Here is an 18,977-nt window from a genome sequence, read left to right as displayed (position 1 = left end):
CCCCGGCGGCGGGCCGCCCGCCGGCGGCGCGGGGGGCGGCTCACGGTACGGGTAGCGCGGGTCGTCGGGCTTGCCGGTGATCGCGTCCGGCAGGTTGAGCCTCGGCTCGCCGCCCTGACCGGTGCGCGGGAAAGGTACCGGCAGGGCCGGTGTTCCGGGCTGACCGACCTGCGGATCGGTGAGCTGGGACGGCAGCAGCACATTCGGGTCCAGACCCAGGTCGGAGAACGCGGCGTCGACGAAGGGCTGGATGAATTGCCCGGGGATGAGGTTGGCGATGTAGAAGTTGAACCAGGGGCCCGTGGACATCGACTCGCCGAGCGACAGCGCGTAGTCGTCGAACTTCTTGATCGCCTGCCGCACTCGTTCTTTGCGATTGTCGACGATCGCCAAGACCTCGTTCAGCTTGTCCAGCGCCGGTTTGAGGGTTTGGCGGTTGTCGGCGATGAACCCTTTGATCTGCCGGCTCACCGCCGCGATGTTGCCGGAGATCTGGTCGAGCGCCCGGCTTTGCCCCTGCAGTTGCACGAGCAGCGCGTTGCTGTCCGCCACCAGCCGGGTTATCTGGTCGCTGCGTTCGGATAACACGGTGGTCGCTTTGTTGGCGTTGGTCAACAGCTTTCGCAATTGCGCATCACGGTCACTCAATGTCTGCGAGAACCGCGCAACGCCGGCGACCGCGATCTTCAGGTCGGCCGGGGTGTCGGAGAACGTGTCGGCCAGCACGGCCAATGATTCGGACAGCCGGTTGGTGTCGATCCCGCTGATGGCGGCGCCGAGGTCACCGAGCGCCTCGGGCAGCTGGTAGGGCGCGTGGGTGCGCTCGAGCGGGATCGGTCCGGACAGCCCGCCGTCGCCGCGGGTGGTGATCTCCAGGATCTTGGCGCCCAGCAGGCTCTTCGTCTTGATCGACGCCTCGCTACGCTCTCCGAGCCGGATGTGTTTGTCCACCTCGAAGGTGACCAGCACCCGCGGGCCGTCCAGCGCGATGCTGTCCACCGTGCCCGCCTTGAAGCCCGAAACCTGCACGGCCGCACCGGTTAACAGCCCGCCCGCTTCGGCGAAGTACGCCGAGTATTCCCTGCCCGATTTGAAGAAGGGCAGCTTGCTGTAACTCAGCGACGCCGCCACCACCCCACCGACGACCACGATTCCGATCGCGCCGACGGCCAGCGGGTTGCGTTCCGAGAAGTACTTCATCGCGGCGTGCACCTCCCCGAGGGCTGGCCGATCACCTTGACGTAAACCGGCTGCCCCCCTTTGCCGTTCAGCTTGAAGAGCATCTCGCAGAGATAGAAACTGAAGAAGTCGCCGTACAGGCCCTGCCGGTTCAGCATCTGGTAGGCGTCCGGCAGCGTGTTGAGGAAATCGTCGAAATAGTCCCGATCGGCCAGGATGAGGGCGCCCGCCCGGTCGCCCTCGGTGAGGATCTTCGTCAGGGGCGCATGGCCTTTCGCGATGAGATCTGCGATCGATCCGGCAGCCGCATTGGCGTAGGCGATCCCGTTGCTGATGTCTCGCTTACGGTCGGCGAGCGTTGCCAGCAGCCGGGACAACGAGTCGACGGCCGTTGCGAACTGAGCGCTCTGGTCTCCGAGGGAGCCCAGGACGGTGTTGAGGTTGACGATGACCTGCCCGATGAGCTGATCCCGGTCCGCCAGGGTGTTCGTCAGCGCGGCGGTGCGCGCCAAGACCGAGCCGATCGTGCCGCCCTCGCCCTGGAACGCCTTGATGAGCTCGCTGGACAGGGTGTTGACCTGGTCGGGATCCAACGCGCGGAACAACGGGCGGAACCCGCCGATCAGCGCGTCCAGGTCCAGCGCCGGCGACGTCCGGGACAGCGGAATGGTGTCGCCGGGCCTGAGTTGCCTTGTGCCGCCGGGGCCTTCCTGCAGCGCCAGGTAGCGGCCGCCGATCAGGTTCTGGTAGCGGATGACCGCCCTGCTCCCCTCTGTCAGCACCACGGTGTCGTCGGCGCTGAAGTCGACCACCGCCGTGCCGTCGTCCTGGATCGAGATTTTGCGGACCTTGCCGACCTCGACGCCCGCGATGCGGACGAAGTTGCCGGCCTCGAGGCCGGAGACATTGCCGAACCGCGCCTTGTACGACAGTTCGTTGCCGAATCGCAGTTGCGCGAAGATGGCCAGCATCGCGGCCAGGCCCAGGGTGCACACGACCATGAAGGCGGCCAGGCGCCAGATGGTGCCCGGCAGGTTCTCTTTCACGGTGGTTGGCTCCTTGGTTGCGTGGTCGGCCCGACCGTCACGGCGGCGGCGGTGCGGGGGTGGGCTGCAGCTGGGCGGGGGCCGGGATCACGGCCGGCTCGGATCCCGGCGGCGGGGGCCCCGGTTCGCGTGGCGTGCCGGGCGGCGGGGCGGGCGGCAGACCGGGATACAGGGGCGTTCCGTCGGGGGCGTATCGGGGGGCGCCATAGGGTGGCGCTCCCGGATACGGGATCGGTCCGGGCGCGGGACCGCCCGGATAGCGGATGCTGGGCGGTTCGGGGATTCCCCGGGTGACGGGCAGGTAGTCGGCGTATCCCGGGAACGCGATTCCGGGGTTGGGCCGGATATCCAGACCGGTTCCCCAGCCGGTGTTGGTGATCAGTTGGCGCAGTGGCCAGTTGGCGGCGACGTCCGGCAGCGATCCGCAGCCCGGCTTTCCGCCGGGGCCCCCCTTGGCGCCGACGATCGGCAGGTTCTGCGGGTACCGGTACTGGTCCGCGCCGAACAGCGGTGTGCTGTCGATGATCAGCGAGTACCCGTTGGCGCCGCCCATCGCGTCCCGGTACCCGGTATCGAGGGCCGTCTTGGCGCCGACCAGCATGCACGTCAGCCCGGGTTGGTATTTCATCAGCAGGCTGGTCGTCGGTTCGAGCAGACTCACGGCCCTGATGAGGTTGTCTTTGTTGGGGCCGACGAGGTTGATACCGCTGCGCGAGAGGCCGATGACGCCGGCGAGCAGCGAGTCCAGCGCGCCCGCGTCATCGGTGATGGCGCCGCTGGTGCCGCTGGCCGCATCGAGCGTCCGCAGGATGTCTTGCGCGGCAGGGCTGTAGGTGTCACCGACACGCTTGACGGCCCGAAGGTCCGCCGCGACGGTGTCGGCGCGCGGATTGATCGCGCGCAGCACCTCGTTGGCGTCGGTGAGGCCCTGACCCATGGCCGGGCCGCGCCCGCGCAGGCCCTCCGCGACCGCGGACAGGACGCTTTGAAGCTTCGCCGGGTCGATCTCGTCGAGCACCTTGACGAGATTGGCGAACAGCGTGTTGACCTCGGTGCCAACGTTGTCGACGCTGATCACCGCCCCGGCCGCCAGGCGCTTCGGGGTGGGCCGGCTCGGGTAGACGAGGTCGACATATTTGGCGCTGAAGAACGTGGTGGCCCTGATGCGGGCGTGCACGTTCGCGGGGATGTACTTGACCTCGTCCGGGTAGAGGTCGAGCCTGAGGACCACCCGGTCCTTCCCGCTGGTGATCTCGGCGACCCGGCCGACCTGGACGCCACGCATCTTGACCTTGCCGCCGCGGTCCATCACCAGGCCCGCGCGGTCGGATATCACCGTCACCGGCACATACGACTTGAACGAACCGGAGAAGAAGGCGGACGTCAGCACGATGGTGCCGAGGGTGGCGACGACCAGGATCAGCGTCCACCACGCGGGATGCAGGCCCTCCGGGCGCGATTCCGTCATGTCCCTACCCCGACAGATTGAAGTGGCCGGACTGGCCGTGTACGGAAAGCGAGACCGTCAGCACGATGAGCGTCAACACGATCAGAGACGTGCGGACCGAGTGACCGACGGCCCGGCCGACGCCGGCGGGGCCGCCCGAGGCGTTGTAGCCGTAATAGGTGTGCACGAGCATGACGGCGATCGCCGCGGCGATCACCGTGACGAACGACCAGAGCAGGTCGATCGAGTTGAGGAACGTGCGGAAGTAGTGGTCGTAGACCCCGGTGGACTGGCCGTAGATGCCCGTCGTCCCGAACCGGGCCGCCTGAAAGGCACACACCACCGCCACGCAGTACAGCGGGATGACCACGACGACGCCCGCGGCGACCCGGGTGGAGACGAGGTAGGCGACGGACCGCACCGCCATCACCTCCAGCGCATCGATCTCGTCGGCGATCCGCATCGCGCCCAATTGCGCGGTGGCGCCGGCGCCGATGGTCGCGGCGAGGCCGACTCCGGCGACCGCCGGGGAAATGATGCGCACGTTGACGTAGGCGGAGATGAACCCGGTCATCGCCTCGACCCCGATGCCGGACAGCTGGTTGTAGCCCTGTACCGCGATGACGGCGCCGGTCGACAGGGTCAGGAAGCCGACGATCACCACGGTGCCGCCGATCACCGCCAGCGCGCCGGTGCCCAGACTCATCTGGGCGACGAGCCGGATGATCTCCTTCCAGTACCGAAGGAAGGCGGTCCGCATTTCGGTTACCGCCGTGGCATAGAACTTCACCTGCGCGCCAACGCGATTCCACCCCGCGGCGACGCGGCCGGCCGCCTCCGCCGGCCAGGCGCGTCGCTGGGCCGCGTCGTCGGCGGTCACTGCGGGCCCGTGTAGTAGACGGCAGTCGCCACGATGTTGATGACGAACAGGGCGATGAACGAGTACACGACGGTTTCGTTGACGGCGTTACCGACACCTTGCGGGCCTCCCCCCACGGAAATGCCCTTGTAGCAAGCGATCAGAGCGGCCGCCATCCCGAACAGCGCCCCTTTGACCAGTCCGAGGACCAGGTCCGGCAGGTGGGTGAGCAGGGTCAGACCCGCCGCGAAGGCGCCGGGCGTGACGTGCTGGATGAAAACCGAGAAGAAGAACGACCCGCCCAAGCCCACCAACGTCACCAGCGACACCAAGGACACCGCGACGACGGTGGCCGCCAGCACCCGCGGCGCGGCCAGCCGGCGCACCGGATCGACGCCCATCACCCGCAACGCGTCGAGTTCGTCGTGGATGGCACGCGCGCCGAGGTCGGCACACATAGCCGTGGCCCCGGTCCCGGCGACGACCAGAACGGTCACCACGGGGCCGATCTGGGTGACCGATGCCGTCGCGGCCCCCGTGCCGGAGAAATCGGCGGCCCCGAACTCGACCAACAGGATGTTCATGGTGAACACGACGAGCACGGTGAACGGGATGGTCAACAACAACGTCGGAATTATCGACACCCGTGCCACGAACCAGGTTTGCAACAGAAACTCGCGCCACGGAAAGGGCAGCTTGAACATCGCCACGAATGTGTCGAGCGACATGGCGAAGAATTCACCGGCCGAGCGGAGGGGTCTGGTGACGGACTCCGAGGAAATCATCACAACCCCCTCCCACGACCCGGAATCAGCACCGTCGTCGCGAGCCGTGTGCTCCTAACCCGGGGTCGCTTGTGAGGAACCGTACAACACGCCGTTAACCCGTGTGGGCGAATTCGCGGTGTTTGCCACCGGCGCGCGAAATTCACTCTGGTCGAACAAAATCCGCGGTTATCGGAATGGCTGGGATAAGCCGTTGATGTTGTCATCGCGTCACCGGAGTGGGCGCGACGTATCCGGCGGCCGATTGCCGTAGCTGCCAGATCTGGGCGGGGCACAGCTCACCGACGGCCTGGCTTATCAGATACGACGCCTGATGCTCGTCGGTGTTGTCGAAGTCCTTCTTGACGTCCGTGACGATCTGCGCATAGCGCTCCCCCGACCGCACCTTGTCGCAAATGCCGTTCCCGTAGGCCAGAGCGGCGTCCGCGTCGGCGAAGTTGTAGCCCGGGCGCACCGTCACGTTGACGAGGTAGGCCACCGCATCAGCCCGCGCGGCGGGCGGCGCCGTGCACAGTAGGACCGCCGCGACCGCAGCCGGACCGGTCAGCCGCGGGATGTTCATCTCGGCGCCCCGGCGCCGGGCGCGCCATACATGGCGACGACCACGCTACGGTCCAGGCTGTTCTCGGACCACACCCCCATCTGCGTGTAGGCACAATTCCGCATGATCGCGAGGTAGCCGGGGTTGTCATACCACTGCTGGATCACCTCCAGCCCGCTGATCGCCAGCGCCGGGTTGATCGCCACGGTCTCGGCCGCGCTGCCCGTGTACCCCGCGGCGTTCGCCCGGTCCTGCGGCGTCGAGCCGTCGGAGCCGATGTCACCGTCGAGGGAGCGGTTGACGAGCACATCGTCGGTGTGCCACTGCGCCGCCAGTTGCAGTTGCGGGTTGATCCGCACGTCGTTGGTGCAGCCGGCGTTGTGCTGAACGGTGTAGACGTTGGCGACGACTCCGTCGTTGAGCCGTTTGTTGTCCGCGTTGGCCGGCGCGCAGGCGAGCGCCGTACCGCCGAGGAGAACGGCGCAGCGACGAACGGCGTCGTGCCCGTTCATGCCGCCCCGCGGCTACCGCCGGGTTCGGAAATCCATTCGCGCGCCTCGCCGGCATCCGCCTGCGAAAACGTGCGGTACCTCCCGGGCCACAAAAAGCCCAGAAGTTCGCTGAGTTTCGCCACGTGCTTCACCCATGGCACGTCGCTGACGATTGCGCACCGGTCCCAGTCGAAGTAGTGGTCCACACCGAATTTCGAATCGGCCCATATCGCACCCGGGCCGAGAACGGTTAGGTCCGGCGCGATTTCGCAATATATCTGGACCTTTCTGTGCCGACTCCGCTTGTCTTCGAAGGTCGGTATCAGCACCGTGTCGTAATCGGCCTTGGTCACGTGTCCATGAATGGCGAACGCGGCCACATCGTCGGGAAAGCCATTGAGCATCTCGATCACGAGGCCTCCTTGAACAAACGCAATCTCTCTCGATCCGGTCATCGTCTCCACGCCGCGCGCGGGCGGCCTAGGGGCCAAAGTCATCGGAAGAAGCGACCGGTGGCCGTTAACGCGGGGGCCCGGTCGGGCCGCGGCGCGCCGGGCAAAAAGCTTGTTCCAAGCCCCCGGCGCGGTCCTAAAATTGCGCGATGAGAGTCGGCATCGACTTTGGCACCACCCACACCGTCGTTGCGGCCGTCGATCGAGGCAACTACCCCGTCATCTCCTTCGACGGCGAGGACGCGTGGCCGTCGATCGTCGCCGCCAACGCCGCGGGGGAACTGCGGTTCGGCGCGGAAGCCGCCGCCGTGCGCCACGACCCGGACTGGTCGGTGTTGCGGTCGTTCAAGCGTCTGCTCAACGAGGCCGGGCCCCAGACCGAGGTGAGCCTGGCCGGCCGCAGCCATCGACTGGCCGACCTGCTCACCGGTTTTCTCGCCCAGCTGAAAGCGGACCTGCTGGGTCGCTCCAACGCCAGCGTCGGCGCGGGCGAAACGATCGAGGCGGCGATCAGCGTGCCGGCCAACGCCTCGAGCGCCCAACGCCTGCTGACGCTGGACGCCTTCGTCGCCGCGGGTTTCCACGTCGTCGCGCTGCTCAACGAGCCGTCGGCCGCCAGCCTGGAATACGCGCACCGGTACCGCTCGACCATCACCGCCAAGCGGGAGTACGTCCTGATCTACGACCTGGGCGGGGGCACCTTCGACGCGTCGCTGCTCAAGATGACCGGGCACGCGAACGAGGTCGTCGTCAGCGAGGGCATCCAGCGCCTCGGCGGTGACGATTTCGACGAGGCGATCGTCGAGCTGGTCCTGGAGCGGTCGCGGCTGTCCGGTGTGGACGCGGCGGCCCGCGACCTGCTGAGGGAGGAGTGCGCCGCCCGCAAGGAGGCCGTCGGGCCGCAGACGCGCCGCTTCCTGGTTGACCTCACCGGGGTCGACGGGGCGGACCGGCCGCCGTTCTCCTGCCCCATCGACGACGTCTACGCGGTGTGCGCACCGCTCGTCGACAAGACGATGGACCTGCTCGACCGCGTGCTGCACAATCCGGCCGACGGCGGCCGGGACGTGACGTGGTCGGAGGTCGCCGGCATCTACGTCGTGGGCGGCGCCGGCAGCTTCCCGCTGGTCTCGCGGATGCTGCGCACCACGTTCGGCGACAAGCGGGTCAAACGCTCGCCGCACCCCTTCGCGGCCACCGCCATCGGCCTGGCGGTCTTCCTCGACAAGGAATCCGATTTCGCGCTCTCCGAACGTTTCTCGCGTAACTTCGGCGTCTTCCGCGAGGCGGAGGCCGGCGCCGGCGTCGTCTTCGACCCGATCGTGTGCAAGGACGCCTCGCTGCCCGCCGACGGGCACACCCCGCTCGTGGTCAAGCGGACCTACCGCGCGGCGCACAACATCGGGCACTTCCGGTTCGTGGAATGCAGCCGCCTGGTCAACGGCCGGCCCGACGGCGACGTCACGCCCTACGATCCCGTCCTGTTCCCCTTCGACCCCGCCCTGCACGACCGCGACGACCTCGGCCGTCAGCCGGTCGGCCGGTGGCGCGACGGACCCGACGTCGAGGAGCGCTACGTCATCGCCCCCAGCGGCGCGGTGGAAGTGACCCTGACGACGCAGCCGGCGGGATTCCATCGCACCTTCCGCCTGGAGCGCCGCGCCCCCGCGAGCGCGTGACGCGGCCATGGAACTGTACGACGTCATGCGAACGACGTTCGCGGCGCGCGAATTCACCGATGACCCGCTGCCCGACGAGGTGTTGTGGCGCATCTTCGACAACGCCCGGTTCGCCCCCAGCGGCGGCAACCGGCAAGGCGCCCACGTCACCGTGGTCCGCGACCCGGACACCCGTCGCCGAATCGCCGAGCTGGGCACCCCGGCGGCCCGGCGTTACTTCGCCCAGCTGCAGGCGGGCGAAAACCCATGGAACTCAGTCCATCCGAGCGCGGTGCCGCAGGGGGTCATCGACCACACCGAGATCCCCGACACGTTCGTCGCGCCGATCGCCAAAGCGCCGGTGGTCCTTGTCGTTTCGGTCGACCTGACGGTCGTCGCCTCGGTGGATCAGGACCTGGACCGCGTCGGGCTGGCCGGCGGCGCATCGGTGTACCCGCTGGTCTGGAACATGCTGCTGGCCGCCCGCTGCGAAGGTTACGGCGGCACCTTCACGACCATGGCCGTCGCGGCGGAGGACCAGGTCCGCCGCCTGCTGGGAATCCCCGAGCTGCACGCGGTCGCCGCCGTTGTGCCCCTCGGCAAGCCGGTGCGCCAGCCGACCAAGCTGCGCCGCCGGCGGGTCGCCGAGTTCGTCACCCAGGGGCGTTTCGACGGTCCGGCATTCGGCGGATGAACCGCAGTAACGTCGGGTATGACACAAATAGATCTCGACGACCTGTCCACTCCAGAACACGGATACACCGTCGACGACGAAGATGACGACGACCCGGTGCTACTGGATCGCGACGGCAATGACGTCCAGACCTGGCGGGAGCGATACCCCTACGACCAGCGGATGCCGGGCGACGAATACGAGCGGCTGAAACGGCGGCTGCAGATCGAATTGCTGAAGTTGCAAAGGCATAGTAAGCGCACCGGCGCGCGGCACGTGATCGTGTTCGAGGGGCGGGACGCCGCCGGAAAGGGCGGCACCATCCAGCGATTCATGGAACACCTCAACCCGCGCAACGCCCGGGTGGTGGCGCTGGAAAAGCCGACCGAACGCGAACAAACGCAGTGGTATTTCCAGCGCTACATCACTCATCTGCCCGCCGGCGGCGAAATCGTGTTGTTCGACCGGTCCTGGTACAACCGCGCGGGCGTCGAAAAGGTGATGGGATTTTGCACCCCGAAGCAGTACTCCGAATTCATGGAGCAGGCACCGCCCTTCGAACGGATGTTGGTCGACAACGGAATCAGCCTGACCAAGTTCTGGTTCTCGGTATCACCCGCCGAGCAGCGCACCCGATTCGCCATTCGCCTGGTGGATCCGGTGCGGCAGTGGAAGTTCTCCCCGATGGACATCGAATCTGTGCACAGATGGGACGCTTACACCGAGGCCAAGGAGGCGATGTTCGACGCGACCGACACCGACATCGCTCCATGGATCGTGGTGAAGAGCAACGACAAGAAACGAGCCCGCGTCAACGCCATGCGCTACCTGCTCGCCAAGTCCGATTACGACGAGAAGGATCACGAGGTCGTCGGCGAGCCGGATCCCTTGATCGTGGGCCGCGCACTGGCCGATTGACTCTCGATCATTTTCGTTTGGTTCACATCGCCGGTTGACGAGCAGCACGGCGGGTAGCCGCGACGGAAGGGTGCGTTTCGTCGCCGACTTTCGCACTGTTCAACTCCGACAACGACGGCAATCAGGATGACCGGACAAGATTCTGCGGCACGCAGCGCGATCACGGGAAAAACGGTCCAGGAATACATTGACGAACGTCCCAAGTGGTCGGACGGGACCGTGACGCCGTCGACGCCCATGACCTCCATGCAACTGCGAATCTGGGCGCTGGCCTCGGCGGGCAAATTCTTCGAGGGCATGGTGGTCTTCATGACGGGAGCCGCCCTGCCGCTGATCTCGATCGAGTTTCACCTCGCTGCTACCGAGCAAGGTCTGGTCACCGCGGCATCGTTGGCAGGCATCCTGGTTGGGGCGAGCGTCCTCGGCGGCATGGCCGACAGGTACGGGCGCAAGCGCATGTTCATCGTGGAGATGGTCATTTTCACCATATTCCTTGCAGCGCTGACCTTCTCACCCAACTTCGTCGCGTTGCTGAGTTTCCTCTTCGGAGCCGGCCTCGCGCTGGGCTGCGATTACCCCACCGCACACATGGTCATCGCCGAGAGCACCCCGACGTCGCGGCGTGGGCGGCTCGTGTTGAGCGCCTTCGCGTTTCAGGCGGTTGGAGCGTTGATCGGTACGGCGGCCGGCTTTGTCATTCTCTACAAGAACCCGGACGTGACCGCCTGGAGGTGGATGTATGGTGTCGGCGTCTTACCCGCGGTCGCGGTCATTGTGGGGCGGTTCTTCGTGACAGACAGCCCGCAGTGGCTACTGTCCGCCGGGCGGACGGAGGAAGCCGAGAAGGTCACCTGCAAGCTGCTGGAACGCGACCCGCAGTACCCGCGGAACGTGACGCTGCGCCGCGGTGGCACCCGGAATCCCAACCCGGAAAGCGGCTACCGGGCGCTGTTCGCCAAGAAGAACCGCCGGGCGACCATCTTGGCCTCGGTACCGTGGTTCCTCCAAGACCTGGGCCTTTACGGCATCGGCATCTTCACACCGACGATGCTGGCAGCCGTCATCGGAGAGAAGTCGCCGGCGCAGACTCTGCCGGGCACGATCCACAACGACATCCTGGGCATCAAGGGTTCGGCCCTGATGGACCTGTTGTTCGTGGCCGGCATCGTCACCGCCATCCTCCTGGTCGACAAAGCGGGACGCATGCGTTTGGAGATCACTGGCTTCATCGGTTGCGCAGTCGGCTTGGCGTTGGCCGCCCTCTCGATCCGGCCCGCCGGCGGCCACAACGTGGCATTGCTCTTCACCGGCTTCACGCTGTTCTATTTCATGTCGGACCTGGGCCCCAACTCCATGACCTATCTGGTGGCCGGCGAGGTGTTTCCGACCCGGGTGCGCGGCAAGGGCGCCGGATTTGCCGCCTCGTTCGCGAAAGTGGCGGCGGTCATGACCGCCTTCTTGTTCCCAATTCTGCTGAAGTCGATCGGCACCACCGCACTGCTCTACGTGCTGGTTGGCGCGTTCGCACTCGGTGCCGCGGTGACCTACCTCTTCAGAATCGAGACAGGGGGGACGAACCTGGAACGGATCGGTGACACAAGTGACGCCGGCAGCGCATCGCTGGGCAATATCCAACCGTAGGATCGCCGCATGTCCACCTGGCTCATCACCGGCTGCTCGACCGGGCTCGGCCGCGCACTCGCCGAAGCCGTCATCGCGGCCGGTCACAACGCGGTCGTCACCGCGCGCGACGTGGCGAAGGTCGCCGACCTGGCGTCGGCCGCCCCGGAGCGGGTGCTGCCGGCCGCCTTGGACGTCACCGATCCCGCGCAGGTCGACTTCGCGGTGCGCCAGGCCGGCGACCGGTTCGGCCCCGTCGACGTGCTGGTGAACAACGCCGGCTACGGGTATCGCGCCGCGGTCGAGGAGGGCGACGACGCCGAGGTGCGGGCCCTCTTCGAGACGCACTTCTTCGGCACGGTGGCGATGATCAAGGCCGTCCTGCCCGGGATGCGGGGCCGCCGCCGCGGCGCGATCGTGAACATCTCCTCGATCGGCGCAACGGTGACACCGGTGGGGTCCGGCTACTACGCGGCGGCCAAGGCGGCCATCGAAGGCATGAGCGGCGCGCTGCGCGGTGAGCTTGCCCCGCTGGGCATCTCGGTGACCGTCGTCGAGCCGGGCGCGTTCCGCACCGACTTCGCCGGTCGCTCGCTCGTCCAGTCGAACACGGTGATCGACGACTACGCCGCCACCGCCGGGCAGCGCCGCAAGGAGAACGACACCATGCACGGCAACCAGGCCGGCGACCCCGCCAAGGCGGCCACCGCGATCATCGCGGCGGTCGAGTCGGGCGAGCCCCCGGGGTTTCTGCTGCTCGGCCCCGACGCGCTGGCCATCTACCGCCATGTCGCGGACGCGCGGGCCGACGAGATCGGCCGGTGGGAAGAGCTGACCACGGGCACCGATTTCGCGCCGTAACCCGCCGCGGCCCGATCAGGCCCGTCCCGCCGCCGCGGGCGGCACGACGACGGCGTAGACCCGCTTGGCCCGGTCATTGGCCATGTCGAGGTGCACGAACTTCTGTTCGGTGTACTCGTCGAGCGCGCCGGGCCCGAGCTCGCGCCCCAGGCCGCTTTGTTTCACGCCGCCGAAGGGATACATCGCGTTGACCATGTGCCAGTCGTTGATCCACACGGTGCCGGATTCCAGCTCGCGGGCGATCGCCAGCGCGCGTTCGTTGTCGGTACTCCACACGCCGGCGGACAGCCCGTACTCGCTGTCGTTGGCGATCGCGACCGCTTCGGCGTCGTCGGCGCACTTGATCACGACCAGCACCGGCCCGAAAATCTCCTCCCGCGCCACCCGCATGTCGTTGGTGGCGCCGGTCAGGATCGTCGGCGCGACCCAATGGCCGTCGGCGAGGTCGGGCGCCGTGGGCGTCGCGCCCTGGAACGCGATCTTGCACCCCTCCTCCTGCCCGAGCGCCACGTACTTCTCCACTCGCGCTTTCTGTTTGGCCGATATCAGCGGGCCGACATCGGTGGCCGCGTCCATCGGATCACCCACGACAAGGGTGGACGCGCGGGCGACCAGCCGCCGCACGAACTCGTCGTGTATCGACGCGTGGAGCAACAGCCGGGTTCCGGACTCGCAGGCCTGACCACACATCAGCAGGAATCCGAACAGCGTGCCGTCGACCGCCAGGTCCAGGTCGGCGTCGTCGCAGACGATGTTGGCGCCCTTGCCGCCCAACTCCAGGGTGACCTTCTTGACGTTGCCGGCGGCGGCGCGCATCACGGTCTTGCCGACTTCGGTTGAGCCGGTGAACGCCACCTTGCGCACGTCGGGGTGTTCGGCAAGCCGCGCGCCCACGACCGGGCCCGGTCCCGTGACAACGTTCAGCACCCCCGCCGGCAGGCCGGCTTCGTCCGCCGCCCCGGCGAGTTCGAGCAGCGTCAGCGGAGTCTGGTCGTCGGGCTTGAGCACGATCGTGTTGCCGGCCGCCAGAGCGGGTCCCAGCTTCCACACGGCCAGCAGCAGCGGGAAGTTCCACGGCACGATGCCGGCGCAGACGCCGATCGGCTCGCGGCGGAGCACGCCCGCGGCCAGCGTGGGCGCTTCGATCAAGGGCCCCGTTTCTTCGAACGCGTACGAGCGCGCCAGCGAGGCGAAGTATTTCAGGTGGGCGATCGAGTAGCCCAGCAGAAATGCGCCCGCGGACCGTGCGGTCGCGCCGTTTTCGCGGACTTGCAGGGCGGTCAACTCGTCGAACCGGGCGGCGAGATTGTCGGCGATCGCATCGAGGATGCGGGCGCGTTCGGCCGGGGGGGTCAATCGCCAGACACCGCGGACATGCGCTGCCGTCGCCGCGGCGACGGCCTCGTCGGCCGCGGTGGCGTCGCCCGGGCGACCGTCGCCACCAACCTGTTGGTCGCGGGATCGCGCACCTCCAAGCTGCCGGACGCGTCGCGCCATCGCCCGTCGATGTACATCGAATAGTGCGGAATGCCGGTCATGTCGTTCTCACTCCCGTTCGTCGGATCCGTCGGCCCCATCGCGCGCAGCTCCTGAACCGGTCGGCGGCATGGTGCGCCACGCTGACCCCGGCCGGGATGCCCAGCGGGGCAGCAAGAATCACCACGATGGCGATGAGACCCATGAAAGTTTCAGAACCGGATCAGCCCACGCAGATTCACCCCGGCGTGGAGATCGGCGTAGCCGGTGTTGATCTCCTCGAGGGTGTACTCGCGGGTGACGAGTTCGTCGAGCTTCAGTCGGCCGGCGCGGTACAGGTCGAGCATCCGGGGTATGTCGTGGCGGGGATTGGACGATCCGAAAAGCGAGCCACGGACCTGCTTTTCGTACAGCGTCAGATCGAACAGCGACATGTCGACACGGGTGTCGGTCGGATGCGGGATCGCGGTCATCACCACCCTGCCGCGCTTGCCGACCAGGCTGAGGGCCTGCGCGACGTAGCTTCCCTCGGCCGAGTCGGTGCTGACCACGCAGACGTCGGCCAGTTGTCCGCGCGTCAGGTCGGTGATCAGCGCCTGGGCCTCGCCGACCGTCGCGGCGGTGTGCGTGGCGCCGAACTCGAGCGCCCGGGTGCGCTTGTACTCGACGGGATCGAGGGCGACGATGACGCGTGCACCCGCGATCCGGGCGCCCTGCACCGCGTTCACCCCGATCCCGCCCACCCCCATGACCACCACCGCGTCGCCGTCGCGCGCCTCGCCGGTGCGCACCATGCTGCCGTAGCCGGTGGTGACCCCGCACCCGACCAGCGCGGCGGTGTCGAGCGCGGTGGACGGCTCCACCTTGATCACCGAGGCTAGCGGTACCACCGTGTATTCGGAGAACGTTCCCAACACGCACATCTGGCCCAGCGCTTGACCTTTGGCGTGGAACCGGAAGGTGCCGTCGAGCTGTGGTCCGGCGATGATGGCGGCGCCCAGCACGCACAGATTGCTCATCCCCCGCGAACACGGCTCGCAGCGACCGCAGGCCGGGATGAAGCTCAGCGCCACCGAGTCGCCCTCGGCGACTTCGGTGACACCGGGCCCCACATCGACGACGACGCCCGCACCCTCGTGCCCGCCGACCACCGGTAGCTGCATCGGCATGTCGCCGGTGATCAGGTGGTCGTCGGAGTGGCACAGGCCGGCGGCGGCCACCTTGATCAGCACCTCGTTCTGCTTGGGCCCGTCGAGGTCGACCTCTTCGACCTCCCACTTCTGGTGCAGACCCCACAGCACCGCCGCTTTGGTCTTCATCGTTCCGGCGTCCAGGTCGCCGGCAGGCTGTTGACGCCGTTGATGAAGTTGGCCAGGGCGTAGTTGGGCTGCGGTGCCGAGATGTCCGGGATGCGCGTGTAGACCTCGGTCAGCAACGCCTTCAGCATGGTGCGGGCCAGGGCCGCGCCCAGGCAGAAGTGCGGACCGCCGCCGCCGAAGGCGATGTGCGGGTTGGGGTTTCGCAGGATGTTGAACGAATGCGGATCGTCGAAGACGTCCTCGTCGCGGTTGCCCGAGTAGTACCACAGCACCACCTTGTCGCCGGCCTTGATCTCCGATCCGCGCACGGTGACGTCCTGGGTGGCGGTGCGGCGCATGTGCAGCAACGGCGACCCCCAGCGCAACACCTCCTCGACCGCGGTGCCGACCCGGCCCTCGACGTCCTCGACGAGCAGCGCGCGCTGGTCGGGGAACTTCGAGAGGGCGGCGATGGCGTGCGCCGAGGCGTGCCGCGTGGTGTCGTTGGACGCGACGCCCATCAGCACGAAGAAGGCCTTCAACTCGTCGTCGGTCATCTTCTTGCCGTCGAACTCGGCCTGCACCATCCAGGTCATCAGGTCGTCGCCGGGGTTGGCCCGCCGCTGCGGGATCAAGACCGTCGCGACCTCGTGCAGATCCATGACGGCGCCCATGAACAGTTCCAGTTCGCTCTGCTCGCCGCGGATGTTCGGGTCGGTCCAGCCGACGAGCCGCTGGGCGGCGGTGACGGCCCTGTCGCGCAGTTCGCCTTCGGGCAGCCCGAAGAAGCTGCCGAAGATGCGGCCGGGCAGCTTCACCGACACGAGTTGGACGAAGTCGCCCTCGCCGAGGTGGGCCATCTCGCTGACCAGGTCGTGGGCGTGGCCGCGGATCCAGCCCTCCAGGCGGCGCACGTTCTTGGGCTTGAAGGCTTCCGTCGTGATCCCCCGCAGCTGGGTGTGCCGCGGGGCGTCCATGGCGATGAACGATTGCGCGATCTCCACCGCTTCGGGGGCGAAGTCCTCCATCGTGATGCCCTGGGCCGAGGAGAAGATCTCCGGGTGGCGGCTGGCCATCCGGATGTCGTCTTGCTTGGTCAGCGACCAGAACCCCCGGGTGTTGAGCTCGGGGGGCAGCAGGTCGGATTCCGCGGGGCGGCTCCACGGCACGGGGTTTTCCGCGCGCAGGACGGCGAAGGCCGCGTCCCGCTCTTCCGGAGGTTTGGCCCAGAACTCGCGGGCGCTGAGGTCGATGCCCTTGTGGGTGGGCGCGGTCGTGGGTGCGGTCATCGGAGGGCCTTTCTGGCGGCGCGCGGTGGTGCGCGTCACCGCGACTTCGCACCCATGCTGGTCAGCGCGGCGACGGCGCGGCACAGACGCAGGTGCCAATTGCTGGCCTGCACGGGCCAGCGGAACGGGCCGGCGATCAGCCGATGGGCGCGCGGAAGGTGGCGACCAGCCCGCCGCCGTCGCGCGCGGCGAAGTCCACCCGGCCGCCCATCGATTCGGCGATCTGCTGCACGATCCACAGGCCGAGGCCAGCGGTCCCCCGTTGGCCGCCGACGCTGACGTACTTGGTCGTCAGCTCGCCAAGGCTGTCGGCGGGGATCCCGGGCCCGCGATCGGCGACCGCGCAGATCAGCTCGTCGCCCTGCCGCGAACACATGACGTCGACCGGGGCGCGTCGGCCATGCCGCGACGCGTTCTCCAGCAGATTGGTCAGCACCCGGCGCAGCCCTTGGGCGTTCACGGCCACGGCGGCCAGGTCGCCGCTGACGCTCAGCCGCAACCGCGGTGGCGCCAGCCCGACGGCGTCGGCGGCGCCGACGACGAGGTCGGCCACGTCGACGCGGCGGACCCGGCCCGCGGAGAATGTCGGGCGGCGGCTCAGCGCGACGTCGGAGAGCGCGTCGAGCATGTCGGTCAGGTGGTGCACGTGGCGGGCCACCAGCGCCAGACTGGTGTCCCGGTCAGCCCGCGACATCGGCTGTTCGGAAGTAAGCGCCTCGGTAAGCGCCTCCAAAGACGTTACGGGAGTGCGGAGTTCGTGCACCAGGACCTGCAGTCCGTCCTGTTGGGACTGGTAGGACCGCAGCAGGCGCGCCCGCAGGTCGCGTTCCTCTTCGGCGGCGGCGTGCTCGGCCTCGGCCTCCACCAGCGCCCGCAGGCGGGAGCGGTGTTCGCGCTCGGCGAGCGCGGACAGCCCCGCGGTGATGATCGCGATGAAGATCAGATAGACCGCCGACCAGCCGGCCTGCAGCGCCGGGGCCGCGGTGACCGCGAGGCGCGGCGACGACATCAGCGCCACGGGGATGTAGGCGGCGCCCAGCAGGACCGCGACCAGCAGGGTTTCGCGGAAAGAGAGGCGGGCCGCCGACGCGATGACCGCCAGCGCCAACACGGCGACCACCGGACTGTATACGCCTCCGCTCAGGGCGATGAGGGCCAGCGTGAACGCCGAGTCGAAACCGGTGACCAGCCACGCGTACCGGGTGCGCCGGACCTCCAGCTGCGGATAGGCCATCACGACGGCCGCGTAGACCATCGCGCCGCCCAACACCGCCACGGTGAGCACCGTGTGCTGACGGACCCACTGGGGTCCGATCGCCAGCAGCACGCCGATCGAGATGACCACGGCGACCCGGACCGGACGACGGTGCGGGCCAGCCCGTAGTCCCCGCCGTCGAAGTCCGCCGTGGTTCCCGGCTGATCGAGCGGTCTCACCCAGCTGACCATAGGGTTGGGGCTAGCATCGCGGCAATGACTCGCTCGCCGTATGTCGTGGTGATCGTGGACGACCATGAGCTGTTCGCGCAGGGCCTGGCCCTGTTGCTCACCCGCGAATGGGGCGAATCGTTCACCGTCGGCGGCCAGACAACCTACGTCGAAGAGGCGGCCGACCTGGTGGCCCGGTGCGACGCCGACGTCGCGATCATCGACCTGTCGATGCCGCCGCTGGGCGGGGTCGCCGCCATCCGGCACATCAAGGCGCGCCATCCGAAAACCCGGATCCTGGCGCTGTCGGGGACCGATGACCTGGCGCTGGCCGAAGAGGCGTTGCGGGCCGGCGCCGACGGCTTTCTGCCCAAAACCGCGCGGCCCGAGGCGCTGGCGGGGCCGCTCTGGACGATCGCCGAGGGGTTGCGGGTCGTCGACGGCGCGCTGCTCGACGCGCTGCTCAGCAACACCCGCAAGCCGCCGTCTGACCTGCTGGACAGCCTGTCCGCCCAGGATCTCCAGCTGTGGACGCTGCTGGCGACCGGTATGGAGACCGTCGACATCGCCCGCCGGATGCTGGTGTCCGAGCGCACCGCCAAACGCATGGTGGCCGCGCTGCTGCACAAACTCGGGGTCGGCAACCGCATCGCGGCCGCCGCGCTGGCCGGCCGCTACCGGTTGCTCGACGACGTGGCCGAAACCGGCCGGCTCAGTTGAGGATTCGGATCGCCTGGGCGGGGCACATCGCGGCCGCGCGAACGACGCGTTCGCGGTCGGCTTCGGGCGGCTCCGGCTCGAGCACCACCACTTGTTCGGCACCGTCGGGAATGTCGAACACGTCCGGAGCGGCCATGAGGCACTGCCCGTGCCCCTCACAGAGGTCGTAGTCGACGGCGATGCGCATGCGGCCCAGTGTCGGCGTCGGGCGTGCGCCGTAAGCGGTCCACCTGCGCCAG

General features: G+C 68.0%; 18 protein-coding genes and 1 pseudogene. 6 read left to right on the top strand and 13 right to left on the bottom strand.

The window, feature by feature from the left end:
• The 8 genes from HMPREF0591_RS23610 to HMPREF0591_RS23575 form a co-directional block, all read right to left on the bottom strand.
• Window positions 1-1,200, bottom strand: a 1,200-nt coding sequence (locus HMPREF0591_RS23610; protein ID WP_083802059.1) for an MCE family protein, incomplete at its 3' end; no start/stop codon positions are given.
• Window positions 1,197-2,225 carry a virulence factor Mce family protein gene (locus HMPREF0591_RS23605; RefSeq protein WP_007171212.1) on the bottom strand — a complete coding sequence of 343 codons (1,029 nt, stop codon included), beginning with the start codon at window positions 2,223-2,225 and terminating at the stop codon, window positions 1,197-1,199. The genes HMPREF0591_RS23605 and HMPREF0591_RS23610, both read right to left, overlap by 4 nt.
• Window positions 2,226-2,262: 37 nt before the next feature.
• Window positions 2,263-3,693, bottom strand: a complete 1,431-nt coding sequence (locus HMPREF0591_RS23600) for an MCE family protein (RefSeq protein WP_007171211.1) — start codon at window positions 3,691-3,693, stop codon at window positions 2,263-2,265.
• Window positions 3,694-3,697: 4 nt separating this feature from the next.
• On the bottom strand, window positions 3,698-4,552 hold the full coding sequence (locus HMPREF0591_RS23595; protein WP_007171210.1) for an ABC transporter permease: 855 nt from the start codon (window positions 4,550-4,552) through the stop codon (window positions 3,698-3,700).
• A complete protein-coding gene (locus HMPREF0591_RS23590) occupies window positions 4,549-5,316 on the bottom strand; it encodes an MlaE family ABC transporter permease (protein WP_040623803.1) in 768 nt (255 codons plus the stop codon). Before HMPREF0591_RS23590 ends, HMPREF0591_RS23595 begins: the two co-directional genes overlap by 4 nt.
• 202 nt (window positions 5,317-5,518) lie before the next feature.
• Complete coding sequence (locus tag HMPREF0591_RS23585) at window positions 5,519-5,878, bottom strand: DUF732 domain-containing protein (RefSeq protein ID WP_007171208.1); 360 nt, start codon at window positions 5,876-5,878, stop codon at window positions 5,519-5,521.
• Window positions 5,875-6,369, bottom strand: coding sequence for a CAP domain-containing protein (locus HMPREF0591_RS23580; protein WP_007171207.1), 495 nt, complete (start codon window positions 6,367-6,369; stop codon window positions 5,875-5,877). Before HMPREF0591_RS23580 ends, HMPREF0591_RS23585 begins: the two co-directional genes overlap by 4 nt.
• Window positions 6,366-6,752, bottom strand: a complete 387-nt coding sequence (locus HMPREF0591_RS23575) for a SpoIIAA family protein (protein WP_244269097.1) — start codon at window positions 6,750-6,752, stop codon at window positions 6,366-6,368. Before HMPREF0591_RS23575 ends, HMPREF0591_RS23580 begins: the two co-directional genes overlap by 4 nt.
• A gap of 197 nt (window positions 6,753-6,949) precedes the next feature.
• Between HMPREF0591_RS23575 and HMPREF0591_RS23570 the strand changes: the two genes are divergently transcribed.
• The 5 genes from HMPREF0591_RS23570 to HMPREF0591_RS23550 all read left to right on the top strand — a co-directional run bounded on the left by HMPREF0591_RS23570 (window position 6,950) and on the right by HMPREF0591_RS23550 (window position 12,530).
• Window positions 6,950-8,479: an Hsp70 family protein gene (locus HMPREF0591_RS23570; RefSeq protein ID WP_007171204.1), complete on the top strand. Its 1,530-nt coding sequence runs from the start codon at window positions 6,950-6,952 to the stop codon at window positions 8,477-8,479.
• Window positions 8,480-8,486: 7 nt separating this feature from the next.
• Window positions 8,487-9,152 carry a nitroreductase family protein gene (locus tag HMPREF0591_RS23565; RefSeq protein WP_007171203.1) on the top strand — a complete coding sequence of 222 codons (666 nt, stop codon included), beginning with the start codon at window positions 8,487-8,489 and terminating at the stop codon, window positions 9,150-9,152.
• Between the two features lie 18 nt (window positions 9,153-9,170).
• A complete protein-coding gene (gene ppk2 / locus HMPREF0591_RS23560; RefSeq protein WP_007171202.1) occupies window positions 9,171-10,049 on the top strand; it encodes a polyphosphate kinase 2 in 879 nt (292 codons plus the stop codon).
• Between the two features lie 126 nt (window positions 10,050-10,175).
• On the top strand, window positions 10,176-11,690 hold the full coding sequence (locus HMPREF0591_RS23555; protein WP_007171201.1) for an MFS transporter: 1,515 nt from the start codon (window positions 10,176-10,178) through the stop codon (window positions 11,688-11,690).
• Between the two features lie 9 nt (window positions 11,691-11,699).
• Entirely contained in the window at window positions 11,700-12,530 is an 831-nt protein-coding gene (locus HMPREF0591_RS23550; protein ID WP_007171200.1) for an oxidoreductase, read from the top strand.
• A gap of 15 nt (window positions 12,531-12,545) precedes the next feature.
• Here HMPREF0591_RS23550 and HMPREF0591_RS23545 read toward each other — a convergent pair.
• From HMPREF0591_RS23545 to HMPREF0591_RS23530, 4 genes and pseudogenes are all read right to left on the bottom strand, one after another.
• A pseudogene (locus HMPREF0591_RS23545) lies at window positions 12,546-14,068 on the bottom strand (aldehyde dehydrogenase family protein).
• A 150-nt stretch (window positions 14,069-14,218) separates the two neighbouring features.
• Window positions 14,219-15,325: an NDMA-dependent alcohol dehydrogenase gene (locus tag HMPREF0591_RS23540; RefSeq protein ID WP_007171197.1), complete on the bottom strand. Its 1,107-nt coding sequence runs from the start codon at window positions 15,323-15,325 to the stop codon at window positions 14,219-14,221.
• Window positions 15,322-16,593 (bottom strand): cytochrome P450, encoded by a 1,272-nt coding sequence (locus HMPREF0591_RS23535; RefSeq protein WP_007171196.1) that lies wholly within the window; start codon window positions 16,591-16,593, stop codon window positions 15,322-15,324. The genes HMPREF0591_RS23540 and HMPREF0591_RS23535 overlap by 4 nt, the downstream gene beginning before the upstream one ends.
• A gap of 136 nt (window positions 16,594-16,729) precedes the next feature.
• The gene (locus tag HMPREF0591_RS23530) at window positions 16,730-17,938 is read right to left on the bottom strand and encodes a sensor histidine kinase (RefSeq protein ID WP_007171195.1); all 1,209 of its coding nucleotides are present in this window, start codon (window positions 17,936-17,938) and stop codon (window positions 16,730-16,732) included.
• A 125-nt stretch (window positions 17,939-18,063) separates the two neighbouring features.
• On the opposite strand from HMPREF0591_RS23530, the gene HMPREF0591_RS23525 reads away from it, so the two are divergent.
• Window positions 18,064-18,738: a response regulator transcription factor gene (locus HMPREF0591_RS23525; protein ID WP_007171194.1), complete on the top strand. Its 675-nt coding sequence runs from the start codon at window positions 18,064-18,066 to the stop codon at window positions 18,736-18,738.
• Here HMPREF0591_RS23525 and HMPREF0591_RS23520 read toward each other — a convergent pair.
• Complete coding sequence (locus HMPREF0591_RS23520) at window positions 18,731-18,925, bottom strand: ferredoxin (protein ID WP_007171193.1); 195 nt, start codon at window positions 18,923-18,925, stop codon at window positions 18,731-18,733. The two genes, HMPREF0591_RS23525 and HMPREF0591_RS23520, sit on opposite strands and share 8 nt — an antisense overlap.
• Between the last annotated feature and the right edge of the window lie 52 nt (window positions 18,926-18,977).

Origin of the sequence: Mycobacterium parascrofulaceum ATCC BAA-614, from assembly GCF_000164135.1 — a bacterium.
Lineage (GTDB): Bacteria > Actinomycetota > Actinomycetes > Mycobacteriales > Mycobacteriaceae > Mycobacterium > Mycobacterium parascrofulaceum.
Note: the sequence above shows the minus strand (reverse complement) of the source record. Positions and strands in the feature narration are given on the sequence as shown.

What these genes read in the sequence shown, in the direction of transcription:
- HMPREF0591_RS23585 (WP_007171208.1), bottom strand. Translation starts at nt 5,878, where the DNA reads ATGAACATCCCGCGGCTGACCGGTCCGGCTGCGGTCGCGGCGGTCCTA.
- HMPREF0591_RS23565 (WP_007171203.1), top strand. Translation starts at nt 8,487, where the DNA reads ATGGAACTGTACGACGTCATGCGAACGACGTTCGCGGCGCGCGAATTC.
- HMPREF0591_RS23600 (WP_007171211.1), bottom strand. Translation starts at nt 3,693, where the DNA reads ATGACGGAATCGCGCCCGGAGGGCCTGCATCCCGCGTGGTGGACGCTG.
- HMPREF0591_RS23590 (WP_040623803.1), bottom strand. Translation starts at nt 5,316, where the DNA reads ATGATTTCCTCGGAGTCCGTCACCAGACCCCTCCGCTCGGCCGGTGAA.
- HMPREF0591_RS23550 (WP_007171200.1), top strand. Translation starts at nt 11,700, where the DNA reads ATGTCCACCTGGCTCATCACCGGCTGCTCGACCGGGCTCGGCCGCGCA.
- HMPREF0591_RS23535 (WP_007171196.1), bottom strand. Translation starts at nt 16,593, where the DNA reads ATGACCGCACCCACGACCGCGCCCACCCACAAGGGCATCGACCTCAGC.
- HMPREF0591_RS23520 (WP_007171193.1), bottom strand. Translation starts at nt 18,925, where the DNA reads ATGCGCATCGCCGTCGACTACGACCTCTGTGAGGGGCACGGGCAGTGC.
- HMPREF0591_RS23570 (WP_007171204.1), top strand. Translation starts at nt 6,950, where the DNA reads ATGAGAGTCGGCATCGACTTTGGCACCACCCACACCGTCGTTGCGGCC.
- HMPREF0591_RS23525 (WP_007171194.1), top strand. Translation starts at nt 18,064, where the DNA reads ATGACTCGCTCGCCGTATGTCGTGGTGATCGTGGACGACCATGAGCTG.
- HMPREF0591_RS23540 (WP_007171197.1), bottom strand. Translation starts at nt 15,325, where the DNA reads ATGAAGACCAAAGCGGCGGTGCTGTGGGGTCTGCACCAGAAGTGGGAG.
- HMPREF0591_RS23575 (WP_244269097.1), bottom strand. Translation starts at nt 6,752, where the DNA reads ATGCTCAATGGCTTTCCCGACGATGTGGCCGCGTTCGCCATTCATGGA.
- HMPREF0591_RS23555 (WP_007171201.1), top strand. Translation starts at nt 10,176, where the DNA reads ATGACCGGACAAGATTCTGCGGCACGCAGCGCGATCACGGGAAAAACG.
- ppk2 (WP_007171202.1), top strand. Translation starts at nt 9,171, where the DNA reads ATGACACAAATAGATCTCGACGACCTGTCCACTCCAGAACACGGATAC.
- HMPREF0591_RS23580 (WP_007171207.1), bottom strand. Translation starts at nt 6,369, where the DNA reads ATGAACGGGCACGACGCCGTTCGTCGCTGCGCCGTTCTCCTCGGCGGT.